Annotated in this window: 17 protein-coding genes; 8 read left to right on the forward strand and 9 right to left on the reverse strand. The window is 69.8% G+C overall.

Annotation, left to right across the window (positions count from 1 at the left end):
• The first annotated feature begins 90 nt into the window (after positions 1 to 90).
• The 6 genes from cobA to QZM67_RS03210 all read left to right on the forward strand — a co-directional run bounded on the left by cobA (position 91) and on the right by QZM67_RS03210 (position 5,436).
• On the forward strand, positions 91 to 861 hold the full coding sequence (gene cobA, locus QZM67_RS03185; RefSeq protein WP_043191113.1) for a uroporphyrinogen-III C-methyltransferase: 771 nt from the start codon (positions 91 to 93) through the stop codon (positions 859 to 861).
• Positions 862 to 1,017: 156 nt separating this feature from the next.
• Positions 1,018 to 1,614, forward strand: a complete 597-nt coding sequence (locus QZM67_RS03190; protein ID WP_043191078.1) for an ANTAR domain-containing response regulator — start codon at positions 1,018 to 1,020, stop codon at positions 1,612 to 1,614.
• Positions 1,615 to 1,619: 5 nt separating this feature from the next.
• On the forward strand, positions 1,620 to 2,672 hold the full coding sequence (locus QZM67_RS03195; RefSeq protein WP_301800746.1) for a CmpA/NrtA family ABC transporter substrate-binding protein: 1,053 nt from the start codon (positions 1,620 to 1,622) through the stop codon (positions 2,670 to 2,672).
• Between the two features lie 121 nt (positions 2,673 to 2,793).
• Positions 2,794 to 3,393 (forward strand): uracil-DNA glycosylase family protein, encoded by a 600-nt coding sequence (locus tag QZM67_RS03200; protein WP_301800747.1) that lies wholly within the window; start codon positions 2,794 to 2,796, stop codon positions 3,391 to 3,393.
• Between the two features lie 277 nt (positions 3,394 to 3,670).
• Positions 3,671 to 4,612: a helix-turn-helix transcriptional regulator gene (locus tag QZM67_RS03205; protein ID WP_043191084.1), complete on the forward strand. Its 942-nt coding sequence runs from the start codon at positions 3,671 to 3,673 to the stop codon at positions 4,610 to 4,612.
• A gap of 125 nt (positions 4,613 to 4,737) precedes the next feature.
• On the forward strand, positions 4,738 to 5,436 hold the full coding sequence (locus tag QZM67_RS03210) for a fumarylacetoacetate hydrolase family protein (protein ID WP_301800748.1): 699 nt from the start codon (positions 4,738 to 4,740) through the stop codon (positions 5,434 to 5,436).
• 67 nt (positions 5,437 to 5,503) lie between these two features.
• Here the strand turns inward: QZM67_RS03210 and QZM67_RS03215 are convergent, their stop codons facing one another.
• The 5 genes from QZM67_RS03215 to QZM67_RS03235 all read right to left on the reverse strand — a co-directional run bounded on the left by QZM67_RS03215 (position 5,504) and on the right by QZM67_RS03235 (position 10,891).
• Positions 5,504 to 6,043 (reverse strand): DUF4303 domain-containing protein, encoded by a 540-nt coding sequence (locus QZM67_RS03215; protein WP_301800749.1) that lies wholly within the window; start codon positions 6,041 to 6,043, stop codon positions 5,504 to 5,506.
• 161 nt (positions 6,044 to 6,204) lie between these two features.
• On the reverse strand, positions 6,205 to 7,416 hold the full coding sequence (locus QZM67_RS03220; RefSeq protein ID WP_301800750.1) for an MFS transporter: 1,212 nt from the start codon (positions 7,414 to 7,416) through the stop codon (positions 6,205 to 6,207).
• 227 nt (positions 7,417 to 7,643) lie between these two features.
• A complete protein-coding gene (locus tag QZM67_RS03225) occupies positions 7,644 to 9,215 on the reverse strand; it encodes a trypsin-like peptidase domain-containing protein (protein WP_301800751.1) in 1,572 nt (523 codons plus the stop codon).
• A 324-nt stretch (positions 9,216 to 9,539) separates the two neighbouring features.
• Positions 9,540 to 10,247 carry a hypothetical protein gene (locus QZM67_RS03230; RefSeq protein WP_301800752.1) on the reverse strand — a complete coding sequence of 236 codons (708 nt, stop codon included), beginning with the start codon at positions 10,245 to 10,247 and terminating at the stop codon, positions 9,540 to 9,542.
• Positions 10,248 to 10,300: 53 nt separating this feature from the next.
• On the reverse strand, positions 10,301 to 10,891 hold the full coding sequence (locus QZM67_RS03235; RefSeq protein WP_301800753.1) for a DUF3304 domain-containing protein: 591 nt from the start codon (positions 10,889 to 10,891) through the stop codon (positions 10,301 to 10,303).
• 369 nt (positions 10,892 to 11,260) lie between these two features.
• Between QZM67_RS03235 and QZM67_RS03240 the strand changes: the two genes are divergently transcribed.
• On the forward strand, positions 11,261 to 11,818 hold the full coding sequence (locus QZM67_RS03240) for a sugar O-acetyltransferase (protein WP_043191096.1): 558 nt from the start codon (positions 11,261 to 11,263) through the stop codon (positions 11,816 to 11,818).
• A gap of 18 nt (positions 11,819 to 11,836) precedes the next feature.
• On the opposite strand, the gene QZM67_RS03245 is transcribed toward QZM67_RS03240, so the two are convergent.
• Together QZM67_RS03245 and QZM67_RS03250 are read right to left on the reverse strand one after the other, a co-directional pair.
• Positions 11,837 to 12,241: a hypothetical protein gene (locus tag QZM67_RS03245; RefSeq protein WP_301800754.1), complete on the reverse strand. Its 405-nt coding sequence runs from the start codon at positions 12,239 to 12,241 to the stop codon at positions 11,837 to 11,839.
• An 89-nt stretch (positions 12,242 to 12,330) separates the two neighbouring features.
• Positions 12,331 to 13,803, reverse strand: a complete 1,473-nt coding sequence (locus tag QZM67_RS03250) for a PLP-dependent aminotransferase family protein (protein ID WP_043184444.1) — start codon at positions 13,801 to 13,803, stop codon at positions 12,331 to 12,333.
• Positions 13,804 to 14,005: 202 nt separating this feature from the next.
• Here QZM67_RS03250 and QZM67_RS03255 point away from each other — a divergent pair, with 202 nt between their 5' ends.
• On the forward strand, positions 14,006 to 15,208 hold the full coding sequence (locus QZM67_RS03255; protein WP_301800755.1) for a GNAT family N-acetyltransferase: 1,203 nt from the start codon (positions 14,006 to 14,008) through the stop codon (positions 15,206 to 15,208).
• 24 nt (positions 15,209 to 15,232) lie between these two features.
• Here QZM67_RS03255 and QZM67_RS03260 read toward each other — a convergent pair whose 3' ends face one another.
• Entirely contained in the window at positions 15,233 to 15,712 is a 480-nt protein-coding gene (locus tag QZM67_RS03260) for a DUF3331 domain-containing protein (protein WP_301800756.1), read from the reverse strand.
• Positions 15,713 to 15,750: 38 nt separating this feature from the next.
• Positions 15,751 to 16,962, reverse strand: coding sequence for a CynX/NimT family MFS transporter (locus QZM67_RS03265; protein WP_301800757.1), 1,212 nt, complete (start codon positions 16,960 to 16,962; stop codon positions 15,751 to 15,753).
• Positions 16,963 to 17,149: the final 187 nt, after the last annotated feature.

Raw genomic sequence — 17,149 nt, forward strand, 5'->3', positions numbered from 1 at the left:
GGCTGGATGCCGGTGCGTTTCGACCGCCCGCCGCCGCCGCGCAGACAACGCGCTATCGACCGCCGCATGCAGGCGGCACAGGAACACGACATGACGACAGGCAAAGTCACGCTGCTGGGCGCCGGCCCCGGCGATCCCGATCTCCTCACGCTGAAGGCCGCGAAGGCGCTGGCCGCTGCCGACGTGCTGCTGCTCGACGATCTGGTCGCGCCCGGCATCGTCGAACTCGCGCCGCAGGCACGCGTGATCCGCGTCGGCAAGCGCGGCGGCTGCCGCTCCACGCCGCAGGCATTCATCGAGAAGCTGATGCGCCGCTACGCGCTGCGCGGCGCGCACGTGGTGCGCGTGAAAGGCGGCGATGCGCTGCTGTTCGGGCGTGCCGGCGAAGAACTCGCGACGCTGCGCGCCGCCGCGATTCCGGTCGAGATCGTCAACGGCATCTCGTCAGGCTTCGCCGCCGCCGCGAGCCTCGGCATCTCGCTCACGCATCGCGAGCATTGCCACGGCGTCACGTTCGTCACCGCGCACCGTCAGGACCACGGCGAGCCCGACTGGGCGCGTCTCGCGGCAACCGGTACCACGCTCGCGATCTACATGGGGATGAGCCGCGTCGACAGCATCGCCGCCGGCCTGCTCGCCGCGCTGCCGCCCTCGACGCCGGCCGCAGCCGTGCAATGGGCCGGCACGCCCGACGAACGCCGCTGGACCGGCACGCTCGGCCATCTCGCGCGCGGCATCGACGAAGCGCGGCTCGGCAGCCCGGCCGTGATCCTCGTCGGCGGCGCGATCGGCGAAGCGGCCGTGCAGCACGTGCCGGACGCGGGCGCCGCGCTCGAAACGGCCTTGTCCCGGGCCGCATAGCATGCGCGACACCACGCGGCACCGGCCGCCCACCTATCATGAAGACAGCGGCACCGGCCGCCGGGCCATCGCGCCCGGCACTGACCCGATGCGCGCGCGGGGCCACCGCCCCCGATCCGTGCATCGCGCCACGATTTCGCCGCCGCCGTTCGCGTCATGAGTACGCCTGCTTCCTCCGCCCGCCTGCGCGTGCTGCTCGTCACCGATACCGACAAGCCGATCGGCGAGCTCGGCGACGCGCTCGCGCACCTCGGCTACGAAATGCTGAACGACGTCGCGACGCCCGCGCGCCTGCCGGCCGCCGTCGAGGAGCAGCATCCCGACGTCGTGATCATCGATACCGATTCGCCGTCGCGCGACACGCTTGAGCAGCTCGCGGTGATGCACGCCACCGCGCCGCGCCCCGTGCTGATGTTCAGCCACGACGCGAACCAGTCGCTGATTCGCGCGGCGGTCGGCGCGGGCGTCAGCGCGTATCTCGTCGAAGGATTGTCGGCCGAGCGCCTCGCGCCGATCCTCGAAGTCGCGCTCGCCCGCTTTTCCCACGACGATGCGCTGCGCCGCCGGCTGGCCGACGTCGAGCGCGAACTCGCGGAGCGCAAGCTGATCGACCGAGCGAAGCGCCTGCTGATGGACCAGCGCAAGCTGTCCGAACACGACGCGTATGCGGCGCTGCGCAAGCGCGCGATGGATCAGGGCCTGCGCATCGTCGACGTCGCGCGACAACTGCTCGACGCGTCACCCCAGTCATGACCGCCATGGATACTTCACTTCCCGCCGCGCCGGAACGCGCGCATCTTCGCCTCGGGTTCGTCGCGCTGAGCGACGCAGCCCCGCTGGTCGTCGCGCAGCGCCTGAACCTCGGCGCGCGGCACGGTCTCACGCTCGAACTCAGCCGCCAGCCGTCGTGGGCGACCGTCCGCGACAAGCTGCTGAGCGGCGAGCTCGACGCCGCGCATGCGCTGTACGGGCTCGTCTGCGGGCTGCAGCTCGGGATCGGCGGCCCGCAGGCCGACATGGCCGCGCTGATGGTGTTGAACCGCAACGGCCAGGCGATCTCGCTGTCGCGCGGCCTCGCCGACGCGTATCGCGACAGCGGCAGCGTGCGCGACGCGTTCGCGACGCTCGGCCGCAAGCCGCTCCTCGCGCAGACGTTCCCGACCGGCACGCACGCGATGTGGCTGAACCACTGGCTCGCGTCGCACGACGTCGATCCGCTGCGCGACGTGCGCAGCGTCGTGATCCCGCCGCCCGAAATGGTGGCCGCGCTGGCCGGCGGCGAGCTCGACGGCTTCTGCGCCGGCGAGCCGTGGCATGCGGTGGCCGACGCCTGCGGCGCGGGGCGAACCGTCGCCGTCACGAGCGAGATCTGGCCCGATCATCCGGAGAAAGTGCTCGCGACCCGGCGCGATTTCGTCGCGCTGTACCCGGCCACGGCCCGCGCGCTGATCCGCACGCTCGTCGATGCCTGCGCGTGGCTCGACAGCGCCGCGCACCGTCGCGACGCGGCCGACTGGCTCGCGTCGCCCGACGCGCTCGGCGTGCCGGCCCGGCTGATCGCGCCGCGCCTGCTCGGCGACTACGGCTCGGGGCCATTCGCCGTACCGCCGCTGCCGATCCGCTTCCACGACGGCGGCGCCGTGAACCGCCCCGATCCGCGCGAAGGCGAGTGGTTCCTGTCCCAGTACCGGCGCTGGGGCATGCTCGACGGTTCGCACGACAACGCGGGGATCGCCCGCGCGATCGCGCAAACTGCGTTGTATGATGCTGCGGTCGCCGAAAGCGGCGCAGCGGGCCCGTCGCGGGCGTGATGCGGGCCGCGTGATGCCGGCGGCGCGCGCGCCCGCGCCCTGCTTGTCCGGGTCGCCTGTCGGCGCCCGGCACGCGCCCCCGGGCGACGCCGCATGACCACTCCGTCCCCGCTCAGAATCGATGCCGAAACCCACGCGCGCGCCGCTCGACGTGCTGCTCACTGAAATCCGCGCGTGCCGTGTCTGCGAAGCCGACCTGCCGCTCGGCCCGCGCCCGGTCGTGCGTGCCCATCGCGACGCGCGGATCCTGATCGTCGGGCAGGCGCCGGGCGCACGTGTCCATGCGAGCGGGATCCCGTGGGACGACGCAAGCGGCAAGCGGCTGCGCGGCTGGCTCGACGTCGACGCCGACACGTTCTACGACGAGACGCGCTTCGCGATCGTGCCGATGGGCTTCTGCTACCCGGGCCGCGGCGCAAGCGGCGACAACCCGCCACGCCCCGAATGCGCGCCACTGTGGATCGACCGGTTGCTCGCCGAGTTGCCGTCGATCCGGCTCACGCTGCTGATCGGCCAGTATGCGCAACGGCATTTCCTGCGCGACACGCGCAAGGCCACGCTGACCGACACCGTGCACGCATGGCGCGACTACGGCCCCGACGTGCTGCCGCTGCCGCATCCGTCGCCGCGCAACCAGGCGTGGTTCAAGCACCACCCGTGGTTCGACGCCGAGGTCGTGCCCGAGCTGCGGCGCCGGGTCGCGCCGCTGGTTGCCCGGTAGGATCCGGGCGCGCCGGCGCCAGCCAGCGCCATCGCCCGATCACTGATATCGAACCGCGCGACGAAGGTGGAGACGCTCGCGCCGGTCGGCACGGCAAGCGGGCTGGGCGGCGGCGGCAGTCCGCGTGCCCGTTATCCCGGCTTCCCCCGAAAGCACGACCGCCGCGCGGCACGCCGCGACCGACCCCGGGCCAAGCCGCACGGCCGCACGGATCGCCGTCGCGCCCGGTTCGCTGTACCATCGCGGCTCAACCGCGTCACGAACAGCAGAATCCTTCATGCCCTCCACCGCCCCGCCGCGCCTGTACGGGATGCCCGAACGCAGCGACCGGCTCGACTTCTACATCCGCGACCAGGCGTCGCGCCAGGCGATCACCGAGCCGCACCGGCACGCGTACTTCCAGATCCAGTTCAATCTCGGCGGCGACACCGAGCAGCGGATCGGCGGTGTCACGCGGCCGTTTCCGCGCGGCGCGCTCGCGTTCGTGCTGCCGCACCGCGAGCACCTGATCCCGCATCCGGAAGGTGCGCACTTCATCGTGATCAACTTCAGCCAGGCGTTCCTGCGCGCCGATCTCGACGTCGACCCGCTCGATCTCGAGGATGTGCCCGCGCACCGCTTTCCCGAGCTGACGCCGTTCCGCTTTCAGGAACACCTCGACTTCATCCTGACCGGCGACACCTACGACGAAGCGCGCCGCCTCGCGCTGTGCATGCTCGACACCGATCGCGTGCGCACGTTCGGCTCGACCACGTTGCTGCGCGGCTATCTGCTGCAATTGATCGGGCTCGTCTGCACGCAGTACGCGGGTGCGCTCGACAAGCTCGCGCAGCGCGGCGCCCAGCGCGCGGGCCGGCGCGACGCGCTCGCGCGCGTGCTGCGGCATGTGCGCGCCAATCTGACCCGCGAGGACCTGACGCTCGCCGCGACCGCCGAGGCCGCGTTCCTGTCGCCCAACTACCTCGCGCACCTGGTCCGCAAGGAAACCGGCAGCACCTTCACCGATCTCGTGACCGAGCGCCGGATCGCGCTCGCGCAGTCGCTGCTGGCACACACGAGCCGGCGCATCGCGGACATCGCACGCTCGGTCGGCTTCCGCGACGAAGGGTATTTCGCGCGGCGCTTCCGCGCGCGGGTCGGCGTGTCGCCGAAGGCGTATCGCGACGCGAATGCCGCGCTGCCGGACGGCGACGACGCACCGGCAGCCGCCGACGCGTAGTTTTGTCCCGGTAAAACGCAGTTGCGTCGCATCCGGCCGCACGGGCGTCGGGTATCGTTGCACGCATGCCGGCCCGTGCGCCGCACGGGCGCCGCATCCGTCTTCCCACCGAACGAGGCCATCCGATGTCCGAATATGTCATCGACGCTGCCGAGCGTCCTTCCGTCGAAGTCGAACAGACGTCCGCGCGCTTTCCGGTGCGCCGCGTCTTCTGCGTCGGCCGCAACTACGCCGACCACGCGCGCGAAATGGGCGCCGATCCCGACCGTGAGCCGCCGTTCTTCTTCACGAAGCCGGCCGACGCGATCGTCCCGGCCAGCGGCACCGTCGCCTATCCGCCGCTGACGAACGACCTTCATCACGAAATCGAGCTAGTCGTCGCGATCGGCAAGGACGGCCGGTCGATCGACCCGGCCGACGCGCTGTCGCACGTATGGGGCTACGGCGTCGGCGTCGACCTCACGCGCCGCGACCTGCAGGCCGAAGCGAAGAAGCTGAGCCGTCCGTGGGACTGGGCGAAGGGCTTCGACGCATCGGGCCCGGTGACCGCGCTGCGCGCGGCGTCAGCCACCGGCCACCCGGCGACGGGCCGCATCTGGCTCGCGGTCAACGGTGAAACGCGCCAGCAAGGCGACCTGGCCGACATGATCTGGGCCGTTCCCGACGTCATCGCGTATGTGTCGCGCTCGGTCGCGCTGAAGGCCGGCGACCTGATCTTCACCGGCACGCCGGCCGGCGTCGGCGCGCTGCAGCCCGGTGACCGCGTCACGGGCGGCGTCGACGGCGTCGCGACGTTCGAGTTCGTCGTGGGCGCGAAGCCGTAAGCCGTAACTCACGCTGCACGCATGGCGGCCGCCCGCCTCGGGCCGCCGTGCGATATCCCGATCGCCGTCAGTCGTAGCGGCGCACGAATGCGTCGACGACGGCCGGCGGATTCAGCGCTTTCGCCGATTCGTTTTCGAGCGCCTCGGCAGCATCGTCGTCGCTGATCGACACGAACAGCGTGATCGCCGCCCTTTCGTCGCCCGTGCCGAACAGGCCTTCGCGGTCGAGCAGGCGCAATGCTCCGATCATCTCGGCGTGCAGTTGTCGCGAAAATTCCGAGAACCTCGACCGGACAAACTGCGGGCTCAGCAAGTCATCGGCGAGCTTGCCGCAGATTGCATTGAACGGCGACGCTTCCGCGGCCGCATACGCCCATTCGGAAAAGCCCCACGCATACCACGGGTCGTCGTCCGGAACGGCCTGTTGCTCGCGGATCCGGCGCAGCCCCTCGACCGAATTGGCCGCCGGCACCACCGTCATCGCGCCGCTGTCGGTGTACAGCGCGAACGCGTAGAAATGCTCGTCCGGGTGCTGCGCCCGCAGCGCCCGGAATGTCGCTCTTGCGGCGTCGGCAATTTCCCGCTGGAAATCAGAAAAGTCGCTCATCCCATCCTCGTCCAGTCGCCCTTCGCGCGCCGGGGAGCACGCGGTGCGCGGCGGGTTCGTCGTCTCCCGGTGTCCGGCCGATTGTCCGCCAATCGCGCGCGACACGGTAGCGGTGCCCACACCCGTGCCCGGTTCCACGCGGCGCGATACCACGCCTGCGTTCACCGCCCAACCTCCCGCGCGTCGAACACCCGCACGCAGACGGCCGCCGCCAGCGCGATCGCGGCCGACAGCAGCATCATCGCCAGCGGCGCATAGCCCGCGTTGCCGGCCGTCAGCACCGCGCCCGTCAACGACGAAAGCGCGGCGCCACCGGCGATCGTCATCGCGCCGGCCAGCCCGGACGCGCTGCCTGCCAGTTCCGGGCGCACCGACACCGCGCCGGCATGCGCACCGGGATTGGTCAGCCCGTTGCCGATGCCGACCAGCACGCACGGCCCGAACCATGCGATCGCCTGCGTCGCGCCGCCGAACATCAGCGCGAGGCCGATCAACGGCCCTGCGCACGCGACGACCCGTCCGCACAGGATCGTCGTGGCCAGCGCGTAGCGACGCGCGTAACGCGCGGCCAGGAAGCTGCCGCACACGAAGCCGGCCGTGATGGTTCCCATGTAGAACCCGATCTCCGCGGGCGCGATACTGAACACCGTTTGCGCGGCGAGCGGCGCGCCGGCCAGGAACGCGTAGAACGAGCCGGTCGAAAACGCCATGCAGAGCGCATAGGCCCAGAAGCGGCGCGCACGAAGCAGCGCCGGATACGCGCGAAGCTGCTGCCCGAGGCTCGACGACCGGTTCGCGTGGGTTTCGACGAGATCGAACGCACACCAGACGAACAGCGCGATGCCCGCCGCGCCGAGCAGCCAGAAGCTCGCACGCCAGCCCAAGGTCTGATCGAGCGCGCCGCCCAGCGTCGGGCCGAGCATCGGCGCGAACGCGGCCGCCATCGCCGCATAGCCGATCCGGCTCGCCGCGCGCGTACCGCCGCCGGTGTCCCGGATCGTCGCCATCGACACGGGATAGACCGACGTGATCGCCGCCTGCATCAGCCTGCATGCCAGAAACGCGCGAATATCGGTCGCCATCGCGCAGCCGAGCGAGCCGAGCGCGAACATGCCGACGCTCGCCAGCACGACCGGCCGCCGCCCGAACCGGTCCGACAGCGGTCCCATTACAAACTCGAGCGACGCGGCCACCGCCGCGTAACCGCCGAGCGACAGCGCGACGAGCGCGTAGTCGGCGCGCAGGTCGCGCGCGATCGCTGGCAGCGACGGCAGGAACAGACTCAGCGGCAATACCGAGCATGCGCACAGCAGGATCAGCGTCGCGTATCTCGGCGACGCCCGTTCGGAAGCGATCGGCAGGTTCGATTGCAAGCGGATGCCCTCCGCGCACGTGCCGCACGGCCGTGCGCAATGCAAAAAAAAGCCCCCGAACGAGTCGGGGGCGCATGGGTGCCGGCGCGGTGCCGCTACCGGACCCTGCGCCTGCTGACTACGACGATGAAGCGTGCTGTTTTCATGCCGGATGGCTCCTGAATGCCTGGCTGACTACGTGCAATATCGGATGATCGTAGACGGACGATGGCGGACGCGTCAACGCCCTAACGCGCACGCACCGACACGAACTTCCGTGCGTTGTTACGCTGGATCAGCACCGCGATCACGCTGCCGCCGGTCGCTTCGAGCGACTGCACGTCGTCGGGCGTCTCGAGCAGCTTGTCGTTGAGCTCCAGCACGACATCGCCCGGCTGGATCCCCGCGCTGGCTGCCGGGCCGTGCACCGCATCCACCATCATCCCGACCGCGAGCCCCGTCGAACGGCGTTCGTCGTCGCTCAGCGCATGCATCGTCAGCCCGAGACGGTCGCCACCGTCGCCCGCCCCGGCTCCCGGCCCCGGTCGTGCGGCCGCCTTCGGCGCGGCCGTGCCGACGGCCGGGCCCTCGTTGCCGGCGGCCTCGTCGGCGCCCGTGATCGTCAGCATCACCGGCGCGCGGTTGCGGATCAGCCGCAGCGGCGCCTTCTGGCCCGGCGGCAGTGCGGCGGCCAGGTCGTTCAGTTCGGCCGAGCGGCCGATCGTCTTGTCGCCCAGCTTCACGATCACGTCGCCGGGCTTCACGCCGGCCGCGGCGGCCGGCGAACCGGGCGCGACGCCGTTGACGAGCGCGCCCGCCGGCCGCGGCAGCCCGAACGCCGCGGCCAGCCCGATGCCGACATCCTGCACGTCGACGCCGAGCGCGTTGCCGGACGACGCGTCCGGCGCCTGGGGCTGTTGCGCCTGCATCTGCTTCTGCAGTTGCGCACGCACCTTGGCGGCAAACGCGATCGGGATCGCGAACGTCGTGCTCGCGTAGCGATCCGCGCCCGTATAGACCTGTACCGCGATGCCGATCACGTCGCCCGCGCGATTGAATACGGGGCCGCCCGAGTTGTCGGGGTTCGGCGCGATGTCGGTTTCGAAGAACGGAAACGCGCTGCCGTCCGGCATCCGGTGCGACGTGGCGCTGACGATGCCGGCCGTGACCGTGTTGCCCGATCCGTCCGGCGCGCCGATCGTCATCACCGGTTCGCCCGCGCGCACCTTCGACGAATCGCCGACACGGACGAACGGCAGCTTCGTCGCGTTGACGCGCAGCACGGCGACGTCGCTTTGCGGATCGACGGCCAGCACCGTCGCCTTGAATTCGCGGCGGTCGGTGAGCCGTACCGTCACGTCGGTCGCATCGTCGACCACGTGCGCCGACGTGAGGATCAGGCCGTCGGCGCTGACGATGAAACCCGAGCCGCTGCCCGATACCGCGCGCGGCGACGTGTCGGGTGCAGGCGCCTGTGCCGGCGCCTGCGAGCCTTGCGCGGGCGGCGGCGCGTCGTGCCGGAAAAACGCGGCGAGCGGATCGTCGGGATCGAGGATTGCGAAGGACGGGCCGCCGGCCTGCTGGTCGGGTGCGGCGGTCATGATGGTCACGACCGCCGGGCCGTAGCGGTCGACGATCGCCGGAAAATCGACCGGCATCGCGTAAGGCGCAGCAGCCGGCCGCTGCTTCATCGGGTGTGGCGTGACAGGCGGCGAGACCGTTCCGGCGAGGACGGCCGGCGGGGGCAGCAAACACCCGGCAAACACGCCCCCGATCAACGCGGTGCGAAGCACGGCGCGAGCAAGCGTCTGGCGAACCACGGTGCACCTCCCCCGGGAAGTCACGGCGCCGACATGCGCGAGACGCGCAGGCGCCCGACAAGCCCCGGTACACGCATCCATTTATAGTCCAAGCGGCCTGTTCGAACATACGAATCGAAACCCGAATACGGGGCGGCGCATCACGCGCGGAGCCGCGACGGCGTTCGATTCGAACAAAGTGCGCGGTTCGTCAATCCGCACAAGTCCGATTGTCGTGCGTGGCGATGGGCGGTGCGTGTCAGGTGGCGCCATGGATGCGCGCGACGTCGAGCTTCGCTCGACGTGGAGGCCGACGATCCCCGGGCGGCGAGCGATCGCCCGCCATCACATCGAATCGATCGTGTGGGCTTCCGCCAGCGTTTGCAGGCGTCGACTCAGATCCCGGACCGCGCCGGCGGGCGCCCCTGACACGACCAGGCACAGGTTCTTGTAGATCCACACGAGTCCGAGTCCGGGACCGGGGATCGAACTCTGGACCGACACGCTTCCGAGCGGATCGGGATTCGTCTCGAACGGCACGTACGAGATCGTCGGCGAAGTTGTCTCGTTGAGAAAGTAATCCGCCGCCTTGAAGCGATCCTTGGCCTGCGCAACCGTGATCGACACGCGTGCTCCGTTGAACCGGCCGTTGAAGACAAACATCCGGAAATCCTTGAGCGGCCCGGTTTCGTCGACAGGCTGTTCGAAATGCTCGATCTTCAGCGCATTCAAACCCGGGACGCGCTGGGTCGCGAGCTTGCCCCAGTCGAACGCGACGATCTTCCGGCCATCGTCGGTCGCGAACTTCCGGTCGAAATCGATGTGCGACTTGAATGCGTCGACACGCGCGGTCGGGCTGAAGGCGCGCCGAATGGCTGCGGCTCTTTCATCCGCGCTCATGACGTTTCCCGATACCGGCGCCTGCGCATGGCTCGCGCCGACAAGAATGGAACATAGCAACAGACCGATGACCTGCACTTTCATTTCACCGCTCCCGCGCCGGGTAGCATTTTTGTCGTCGTCATGAAGCCCGCGAGGCATCGCATCCTGCACGCCGGGAATCGCTACGCCGGCATCGGGCCGCCCGGCGGCCGCAACACGAACACTCATCTCACCGCCCCCGCCATTCCCTTGTCCGGTGTCGGGCAGTCACGGCTGCTGTTCAATACCGTGAAGTGGCCCGGACACGCCTTGCTCGGAACCTGCAATCCTTCGGGAAATTCCGGTGCGCCCGGCAGCCACGGAGACGCGTATGCCTTGATCCTGTCCCCCGGGAAAAACACGATCCACAGATAGCCGTCCGAGAACGAACCATACGGCTCGATCGGCACGACCCGGCTAGCCAGTGCATGCGGATCGCGCTTGAACATCTCGTCGTTGCGCCATTCGACATCGACCGTCAATCCCGGGCGCCATTGTTCCGGAACGGACACACAGCATGTGATGCCGCCGCCGGCGCTGCCGATACGGGCGGCCACATTCCCGCCCCAGGTACCGTCGACATAGAAGGTACCGATCGGCACGTCCGTGTAGTTCAGCGCGTTCAGCTTCAGCCCGATCCCGGCCTCATCGGCCGCCGTAGCGGCTTGCGGATCCGCATGATCCGTCGCGCGAGAGCACCCGGCTCCCGTCACGCAGGCAGCCAGGAAAACGGCCAGACGAACAACGGCTATCACCGAGCCAGTCCGCACATTCATGACGCGATTCTCTTGTCGGAATCCCGAAGTGAAATCGAAAGCGATACGGTAGCGGAAATCACCGGCAACGGGTAAGGTTACCCGCGCGTCAATCCCCGCCCGCCTTCGCCGCGATCGCCGTCAGCATCCGCAACATCGGCTCGAACGCGACAACGCAAGGTGATGCGCGTGCTGCGGGTCGCATGGCTTCATCCGCGCAGGGCCGTACCGGACTCCGGACTCCGGTTGTCGCGTCTGGCCGCTGTACGAAAAACGGGCTCGTTGACGGCTGCCGGCTTGCTGCTACCGGCCTTCCGGAAGCGGGCTGCGCAGCGAGACAACGCAGCGTCAACCCGGAACAGTGAATGCCGACCGACAGGATCCCCATGCATGCCGCATGACGACCGCACCCTCCTCATTCCCCGACGAACGCCCGAATCGGCGACGATGCTCGCGAACGTCAAACGCGCGATGGCGCTCACCGCCCGCCTCAACCGCCTGTCGTTCGACGATGCGGACGAAGTCCGCGCGTTGTTCGGCGAACTGATCGGCAAGCCGGTCGACGACAGCTTTCTGCTGCTTCCGCCGTTCTATACGACCGGCGGGCCCGACATCACGGTCGGCCGCAACGTATTCGTCAACCAGAACTGCACGTTCTACGATCTCGGCGGGCTCGACATCGCCGACGACGTGATGATCGGGCCGAACGTGAGCCTCATCACGTCCGGCCATCCGCTGGAACCGTCGAAGCGGCGTGCCGCCGTCGTCGCGAAGCCGATCGCGATCGGGCGCAACGTGTGGATCGGTGCCGGCGCAACGGTCATCGGTGGCGTGACGGTGGGCGAAAACGCGGTGATCGGCGCAGGGGCCGTGGTCACGCGGGACGTGCCGCCGAATACGCTGGTGGGCGGCAATCCGGCGAAGGTCATCCGGTCGATTGGTGATTGAGGTCGGGTAGCGCGACGCCTACTTGACGCACCAGTAGCGCGCCGCAAATTCCTTGTTGATCGACACGACGACCATCCCGTTCGCATTGCGCGGCGGCTTGCCTTCCGAGCAGCGAGCGTTGTCCGACACGAAATACTCGACATTGCCGCGCTTGAACGTCCAGTCGGTATTGACGCACGGGTCGGTGCCGACCGTTTCCTCCGTGCCGCCGTGCAACTCGACGTCCGGCTTGCGATCGACCGAGTGCGGCTTGTTCCAGGCCCGGTAGTTCAGCGTGCCGTTCGCGGCGCGGTCGATCACGATGTGATGCTTGTCGGTATTGCAGATGAATCCGTCCTGGGTGGACTGCGCATGGGCGGCAGCGGTCGCCAGCAACGCGCATGCGGTACCGGCGAGCGCAAAGAATCTGTAAGGCGTGAGCACGTTCGATCAGGAAAAGAAGGGGAAATCGGAGGCGATACGGTAGCGGAAATCACCGGCGACGAGTTGGTTTTCCCGTGCCCGCCCCGCCCTCAATCTCCGCCCACCCGCTCCGCGATCGCCGACAGCAACCGCAACATCGGCTCGAACGCGTCGGCCGACGTGTTGCCGAAGCCGAGCACGAGCCCGTTGCCCGCCGATGCCGCATCGATCGAAAATCCCGACAGCGGAAACGGCCCGATGCCGTGCTCGCGCGCCGCGTCGACGATCGCGCGATCGCGGTAGCGCGCGGGCAGCCGCAGCGCGAGATGCAGCCCGCACGGCCCGCCCTCGATCTCATGCGGCACGCTCAGGTTGCCGTCGAGCGCGGCCAGCAGCAACCGCCGCCGGTCGCGATACAGCCGGCGCATCCGGCCGAGATGGCGGCCGTACTCGCCCGTCTCGATGAAATCGGCCAGCGCGAGCTGCACGTGGCGCGTCCCGCCGCGCAGCATCTCCGGCAGCACCGGCCGCACCGCGGCCAGCAGCGCATCGGGCAGCACGAGAAAGCCGATCCGCAGCGCCGGAAACATCGTCTTGCTGAACGAGCCGAGATAGACGACGGGCGAATCGGGTGCGAGCCCGTGCATCGCGCCGATCGGCTCGCCGGTGTGACGGAATTCGCTGTCGTAGTCGTCCTCGATGATCCACGCGCGATGCCGGCGCGCGGCATCGATCAGCGCGAGCCGGCGCGAGATCGACAGCACCGCGCCGGTCGGGAACTGGTTCGACGGCGTCGTGTAGACGAGGCGCGGCGTCCGCTCGCGCCAGTCGTCCGCATCCGCGCGCAACCCTTCCGCGTCGACCGGCATCGGCACGACGTCGAGGTCGGCCGCCTGCATCGCGGTGCGCGCGCCGCGATAGCCGGGCTCCTCGACCCACACCGTATCGCCCGGGTTCGTCAGCAACTGCGCGCACAGCGCGATCGCGCCCTGTGCGCCTTCCGTGATTACGATCTGCTCGGGATCGCAGCGCACGCCGCGCGTCACGGCCAGGTGGCGCGCGATCGATTCGCGCAGCGCGCGCTCGCCGAGCGGGTCGCCATAGCCGAGCAGGTCGCGGCCGGCGCGGCGCAGCGCGCGGTCGATCGCGTGGCGCCATGCGTCGGCCGGGAAATGCGTCAACGCGGGCACGCCCGGCCGGAAGCCCTCCGATTCGCCGGTGCCGATGCGGCTCGGGCGAATCCGGCCGAGCCGCTGCGCGACGGCCGGCGGCGCGGCACGCCGGCGCGGCGGTGCCGGCCGCGACAACCCGACCACGCGCGTGCCTCGGCGGTCGGACTGCAGGAAACCTTCGGCGACGAGCTGCTCGTAGACGGCGGCCGTCGTGTTGCGCGACACGCCGAGCGTCTCGGCCAGCGCGCGCGTGCCGGGCAGCCGCGTGCCGGCCGGCATCGCGCCGCCGAGAATCGCGTCGCGCACACGGCGCAGCAACTGGCGTTGCAGCGAAGGCGCGCCCGGCGTGCGCGCCAGCGGCGCGTCGAGCGGCAGCAACGGCGCGTCGGCGGAAGGAAGAACTGTCGTCATCGGAACATCGCAGCGTGAAAATGTCGGAAGGTGGCGCACGGCCAGTGGCGCACGGCTAATGGCGCACGGCTCGCGGTTCGTGCCCCGTAACGCGTGGCACCATAAATTTGCCGATCTCTGGCGCTTCTCATGGTACCTCGCTGCGACTACGATCGTCTGCATGCCGGCATGTCGCCGGCCGCCAACCGAAGCGAGATCGACCTTGTCCACGCTCACCAACGCTTTCCAGCAACCCATCGGCCACCCCGTTCCCGACTGGTCCGCGCGCCCGCGGCCGGAGCGCATCGTCCTCGAAGGCCGCTACTGCCGGCTCGAACCGCTCGACGCCGAACGCCATGCGGCCGACTTGTACGCCGCCTACGCCCAGGCGCCGGACGGCAGCGACTGGACCTATCTCGTCCACGGACCGTACGCCGACGAGTCGAGCTACCGCGACTACGCGCGCGGCGCGCAGGCAAGCGCCGATCCGCTGCACTACACGGTGATCGACCGCGCCACCGGCCGCGCGGTCGGCACGCTCGCGCTGATGCGCATCGATCCGGCCAACGGCGTGATCGAGGTCGGCTCCGTCACGTTCTCGCCGCTGCTCAAGCGCACGCCCGTATCGACCGAAGCGCAGTTCCTGCTGATGAAGTACGCGTTCGACACGCTCGGCTACCGGCGCTACGAATGGAAGTGCGACGACCTGAACATCCCGTCGCGCAAGGCCGCCGCCCGGCTCGGGTTCCGCTACGAAGGCACGTTCCGGCAGGCGATCGTCTACCGCAACCGCAATCGCGACACCGCGTGGTTCTCGATCATCGACGGCGAATGGCCGGATGTCCGCGCCGCGTTCGACGCGTGGCTCGCACCGGAGAACTTCGACGCGCACGGCGAGCAGCGCCAGTCGCTCATCGCGATCCGTCACGCGCAGGCGCGTGAGCGCGATGCGGCCAGCCGCGCGCAGGACGCGACGCGCGTCACGGTGCGCCCGCTCGTCGCCGCCGACGAAGCCGCGTGGCGCCCGCTGTGGCAGGGTTATCAGCAGTTCTACGACACCGCGCTGAGCGACGCGGTGTTCGCGACGACGTGGGCGCGCCTGATGGATCCCGCCGAACCGATGTTCGTGCTCGGCGCATTCGACGCATCGGGTGCGCTGGTCGGGATCGTGCATTCGATCTACCACCGCTCGTGCTGGACCGAAGGGCCCTACTGCTACCTGCAGGATCTCTACACCGCACCCGACGCACGCGGGCAAGGTGCAGGCGGTGCGCTGATCGAGGCCGTGTACGACCATGCCCGCGAAGCCGGCGCGAGCCGCGTGTACTGGCTCACGCACGAAACCAACACGACCGCGCGCGCACTGTACGACAAGCTCGCGAACAACGCCGGGTTCATCCAGTACCGGCACGACGTGAAGAAGTAACCCGCTGCTGCAGCCGGCCGGCGTTCAGCCGCGAACGTCGGCCGGCGCGTGTGCGTCGTCATCCTCCGCCGTGACGCCACACGTCGCGCCGGTGGCACCCCGCACCGACGCCGGGCAGATCATCTCGTCGCCGTTGGCCGGCACGGGCCGCCGTACCGGCCGGAACACCGGCTCGCCCGGCTCGATCGACTGCCCCGAGATCGCGCAGCGGCCCGGCTGCAGCGCGATACGCAAACGCCAGCGCTGTTCGCCGTAATGGCAACGGCCGCTCTCGACCCAGCGAACCAGCAACGCGTTGTCGCCGGCCTCCAGCACCGTGACGAACAGTTGCGGACGCAACGGCGAGACGGCCAACGCCGCGTGCTCGGGAGCCGGCACCCGGCCGATCGTCACGAGCGGATGCGCGACGCCGTCACACGGCGGCATCGCATCGTGTTCGACCCATGCCGGCGCATCGCACGGCGGGTCTTCTGCGCAAATCAGGCTTTCCATGGTGTTGAGCATGCTTGACGGATTTCCGTACAGGTTGAACGGCGCCGCGCTCAGCGCCGGCCCAGCGGTTCGCGCAGCAGCGACAGGCCGATCGCCGCGCCGGTGACGGCGGCCGCGAACATCAGCCCGATGCCGCCCGACCAGCCGACGGCACCGACGATCGCGCCGATCGCCAGCGGCCCGATCACCTGTCCGAGATAGTTGCCCTGCACGACCCAGCCGATGCTGAGCGGCGCCAGCGACGGCGTCGGCGCGGAGCCGGGCGCGCACGCGAGGATCGTCGCGGGCAGCATCCCCGCGATCGCCGAGAACGCAAAACCCAGCGCGACCGCGAGCGGTGCCGGCGTGGCCGCGCTGAAGAGCCCTGCGCCGGCCGCGCCGATCGCGACCGACGTCGCGGCCATCACGATCCCCGGCCGTGCGCCGCGCGACAGCAGCCAGCCGGCCGTCAGGTTGCCGATCACGCACGCGGCGACGATCGCCGCGCTGATCAGCTCCGCCGCGCCGACCGCGACACCGAGGCGCTGCATCAGGAACACCGGCAGGAACGTCATCGCGGCGAAGAACTGCACGTTGTAGGTGGCGAAACCCAGCGCGAGCAGCGTGGTCGACCGCGACGCAAGCACGTCGCGCAGCGCGGGCCCGATGCGCGGCGCGGCGGCCTGCCGCGACGGCACATCGGCGGACGTCGTGACGGGCACCGCGGCCGCCGCCACGAGCGTCAACGCCGCGGCCGCGAGCCAGCCGTTGCGCCAGCCGCCGAGCAGCGGCCCGACCAGCATCGACAGCGCCATGCCGACCGGCATGAACGTGCTCCACAGCCCGAACGCGAGCGTGCGCCGCTCGGGCGGCGTCACACGATTCAGCACGGCCGGCGCGGCGACCACCACGATCACGAACCCAAGCCCCTCGGCGAAGCGCGTGACCAGCAGCAGCGCGAAGCTCCCGGCCCATGCGCCGGCGACGCTCGACAGGCCGAGGATGACGAGGCCCGCGATCAGCAGCAGCCGGTCGCCCCAGCGCCGCACCAGCACGCCGGCCGCGATCCCGCCAAATACGCCGACGAACGGAAACACCGACATGATCCCGCTCAGCGAAGCGAGCGAGCCGCCGAACTCGTGCTGGAGCGACGGCAACGCGATCGTCGCCTTGCCGACGTGCAACGCCGCCACGATGCTCGCCAGCACGACGTTCGCGACAGCGGCCCGGTAGCGGCGCGACGATAGCGTGGCGGCATCGGCCGCGACAGGCGATTCGGTCATCTCCACCTCGGTTGAAGCGGCCGCGTGCCACGGGATACGTCACGCGTCCGCGATCGGACTGGCGCACATGATACAAATTGAAGTTCACTTCAAGTAAAGGGGTAATGTGCGCAACGATCCGTTCCGTCGATCGCGGCAATGGGCCGGCAAGGCAGCGTGCACCGCCCCGATCTAAGCTGTCGGCTTC

The organism is Burkholderia sp. AU45251 (assembly GCF_030482905.1).
In the GTDB taxonomy this organism is placed as follows: Bacteria; Pseudomonadota; Gammaproteobacteria; order Burkholderiales; family Burkholderiaceae; genus Burkholderia; species Burkholderia aenigmatica.

Excerpts from the sequence above, each read along its gene's own strand:
- QZM67_RS03200 (WP_301800747.1), top strand. The coding sequence starts at position 2,794 with ATGCCGAAACCCACGCGCGCGCCGCTCGACGTGCTGCTCACTGAAATC.
- QZM67_RS03195 (WP_301800746.1), top strand. The coding sequence starts at position 1,620 with ATGGATACTTCACTTCCCGCCGCGCCGGAACGCGCGCATCTTCGCCTC.
- QZM67_RS03235 (WP_301800753.1), bottom strand. The coding sequence starts at position 10,891 with ATGAATGTGCGGACTGGCTCGGTGATAGCCGTTGTTCGTCTGGCCGTT.
- QZM67_RS03250 (WP_043184444.1), bottom strand. The coding sequence starts at position 13,803 with ATGACGACAGTTCTTCCTTCCGCCGACGCGCCGTTGCTGCCGCTCGAC.
- QZM67_RS03205 (WP_043191084.1), top strand. The coding sequence starts at position 3,671 with ATGCCCTCCACCGCCCCGCCGCGCCTGTACGGGATGCCCGAACGCAGC.
- QZM67_RS03260 (WP_301800756.1), bottom strand. The coding sequence starts at position 15,712 with ATGCTCAACACCATGGAAAGCCTGATTTGCGCAGAAGACCCGCCGTGC.
- QZM67_RS03210 (WP_301800748.1), top strand. The coding sequence starts at position 4,738 with ATGTCCGAATATGTCATCGACGCTGCCGAGCGTCCTTCCGTCGAAGTC.
- QZM67_RS03190 (WP_043191078.1), top strand. The coding sequence starts at position 1,018 with ATGAGTACGCCTGCTTCCTCCGCCCGCCTGCGCGTGCTGCTCGTCACC.
- QZM67_RS03240 (WP_043191096.1), top strand. The coding sequence starts at position 11,261 with ATGCCGCATGACGACCGCACCCTCCTCATTCCCCGACGAACGCCCGAA.
- QZM67_RS03215 (WP_301800749.1), bottom strand. The coding sequence starts at position 6,043 with ATGAGCGACTTTTCTGATTTCCAGCGGGAAATTGCCGACGCCGCAAGA.
- QZM67_RS03265 (WP_301800757.1), bottom strand. The coding sequence starts at position 16,962 with ATGACCGAATCGCCTGTCGCGGCCGATGCCGCCACGCTATCGTCGCGC.
- cobA (WP_043191113.1), top strand. The coding sequence starts at position 91 with ATGACGACAGGCAAAGTCACGCTGCTGGGCGCCGGCCCCGGCGATCCC.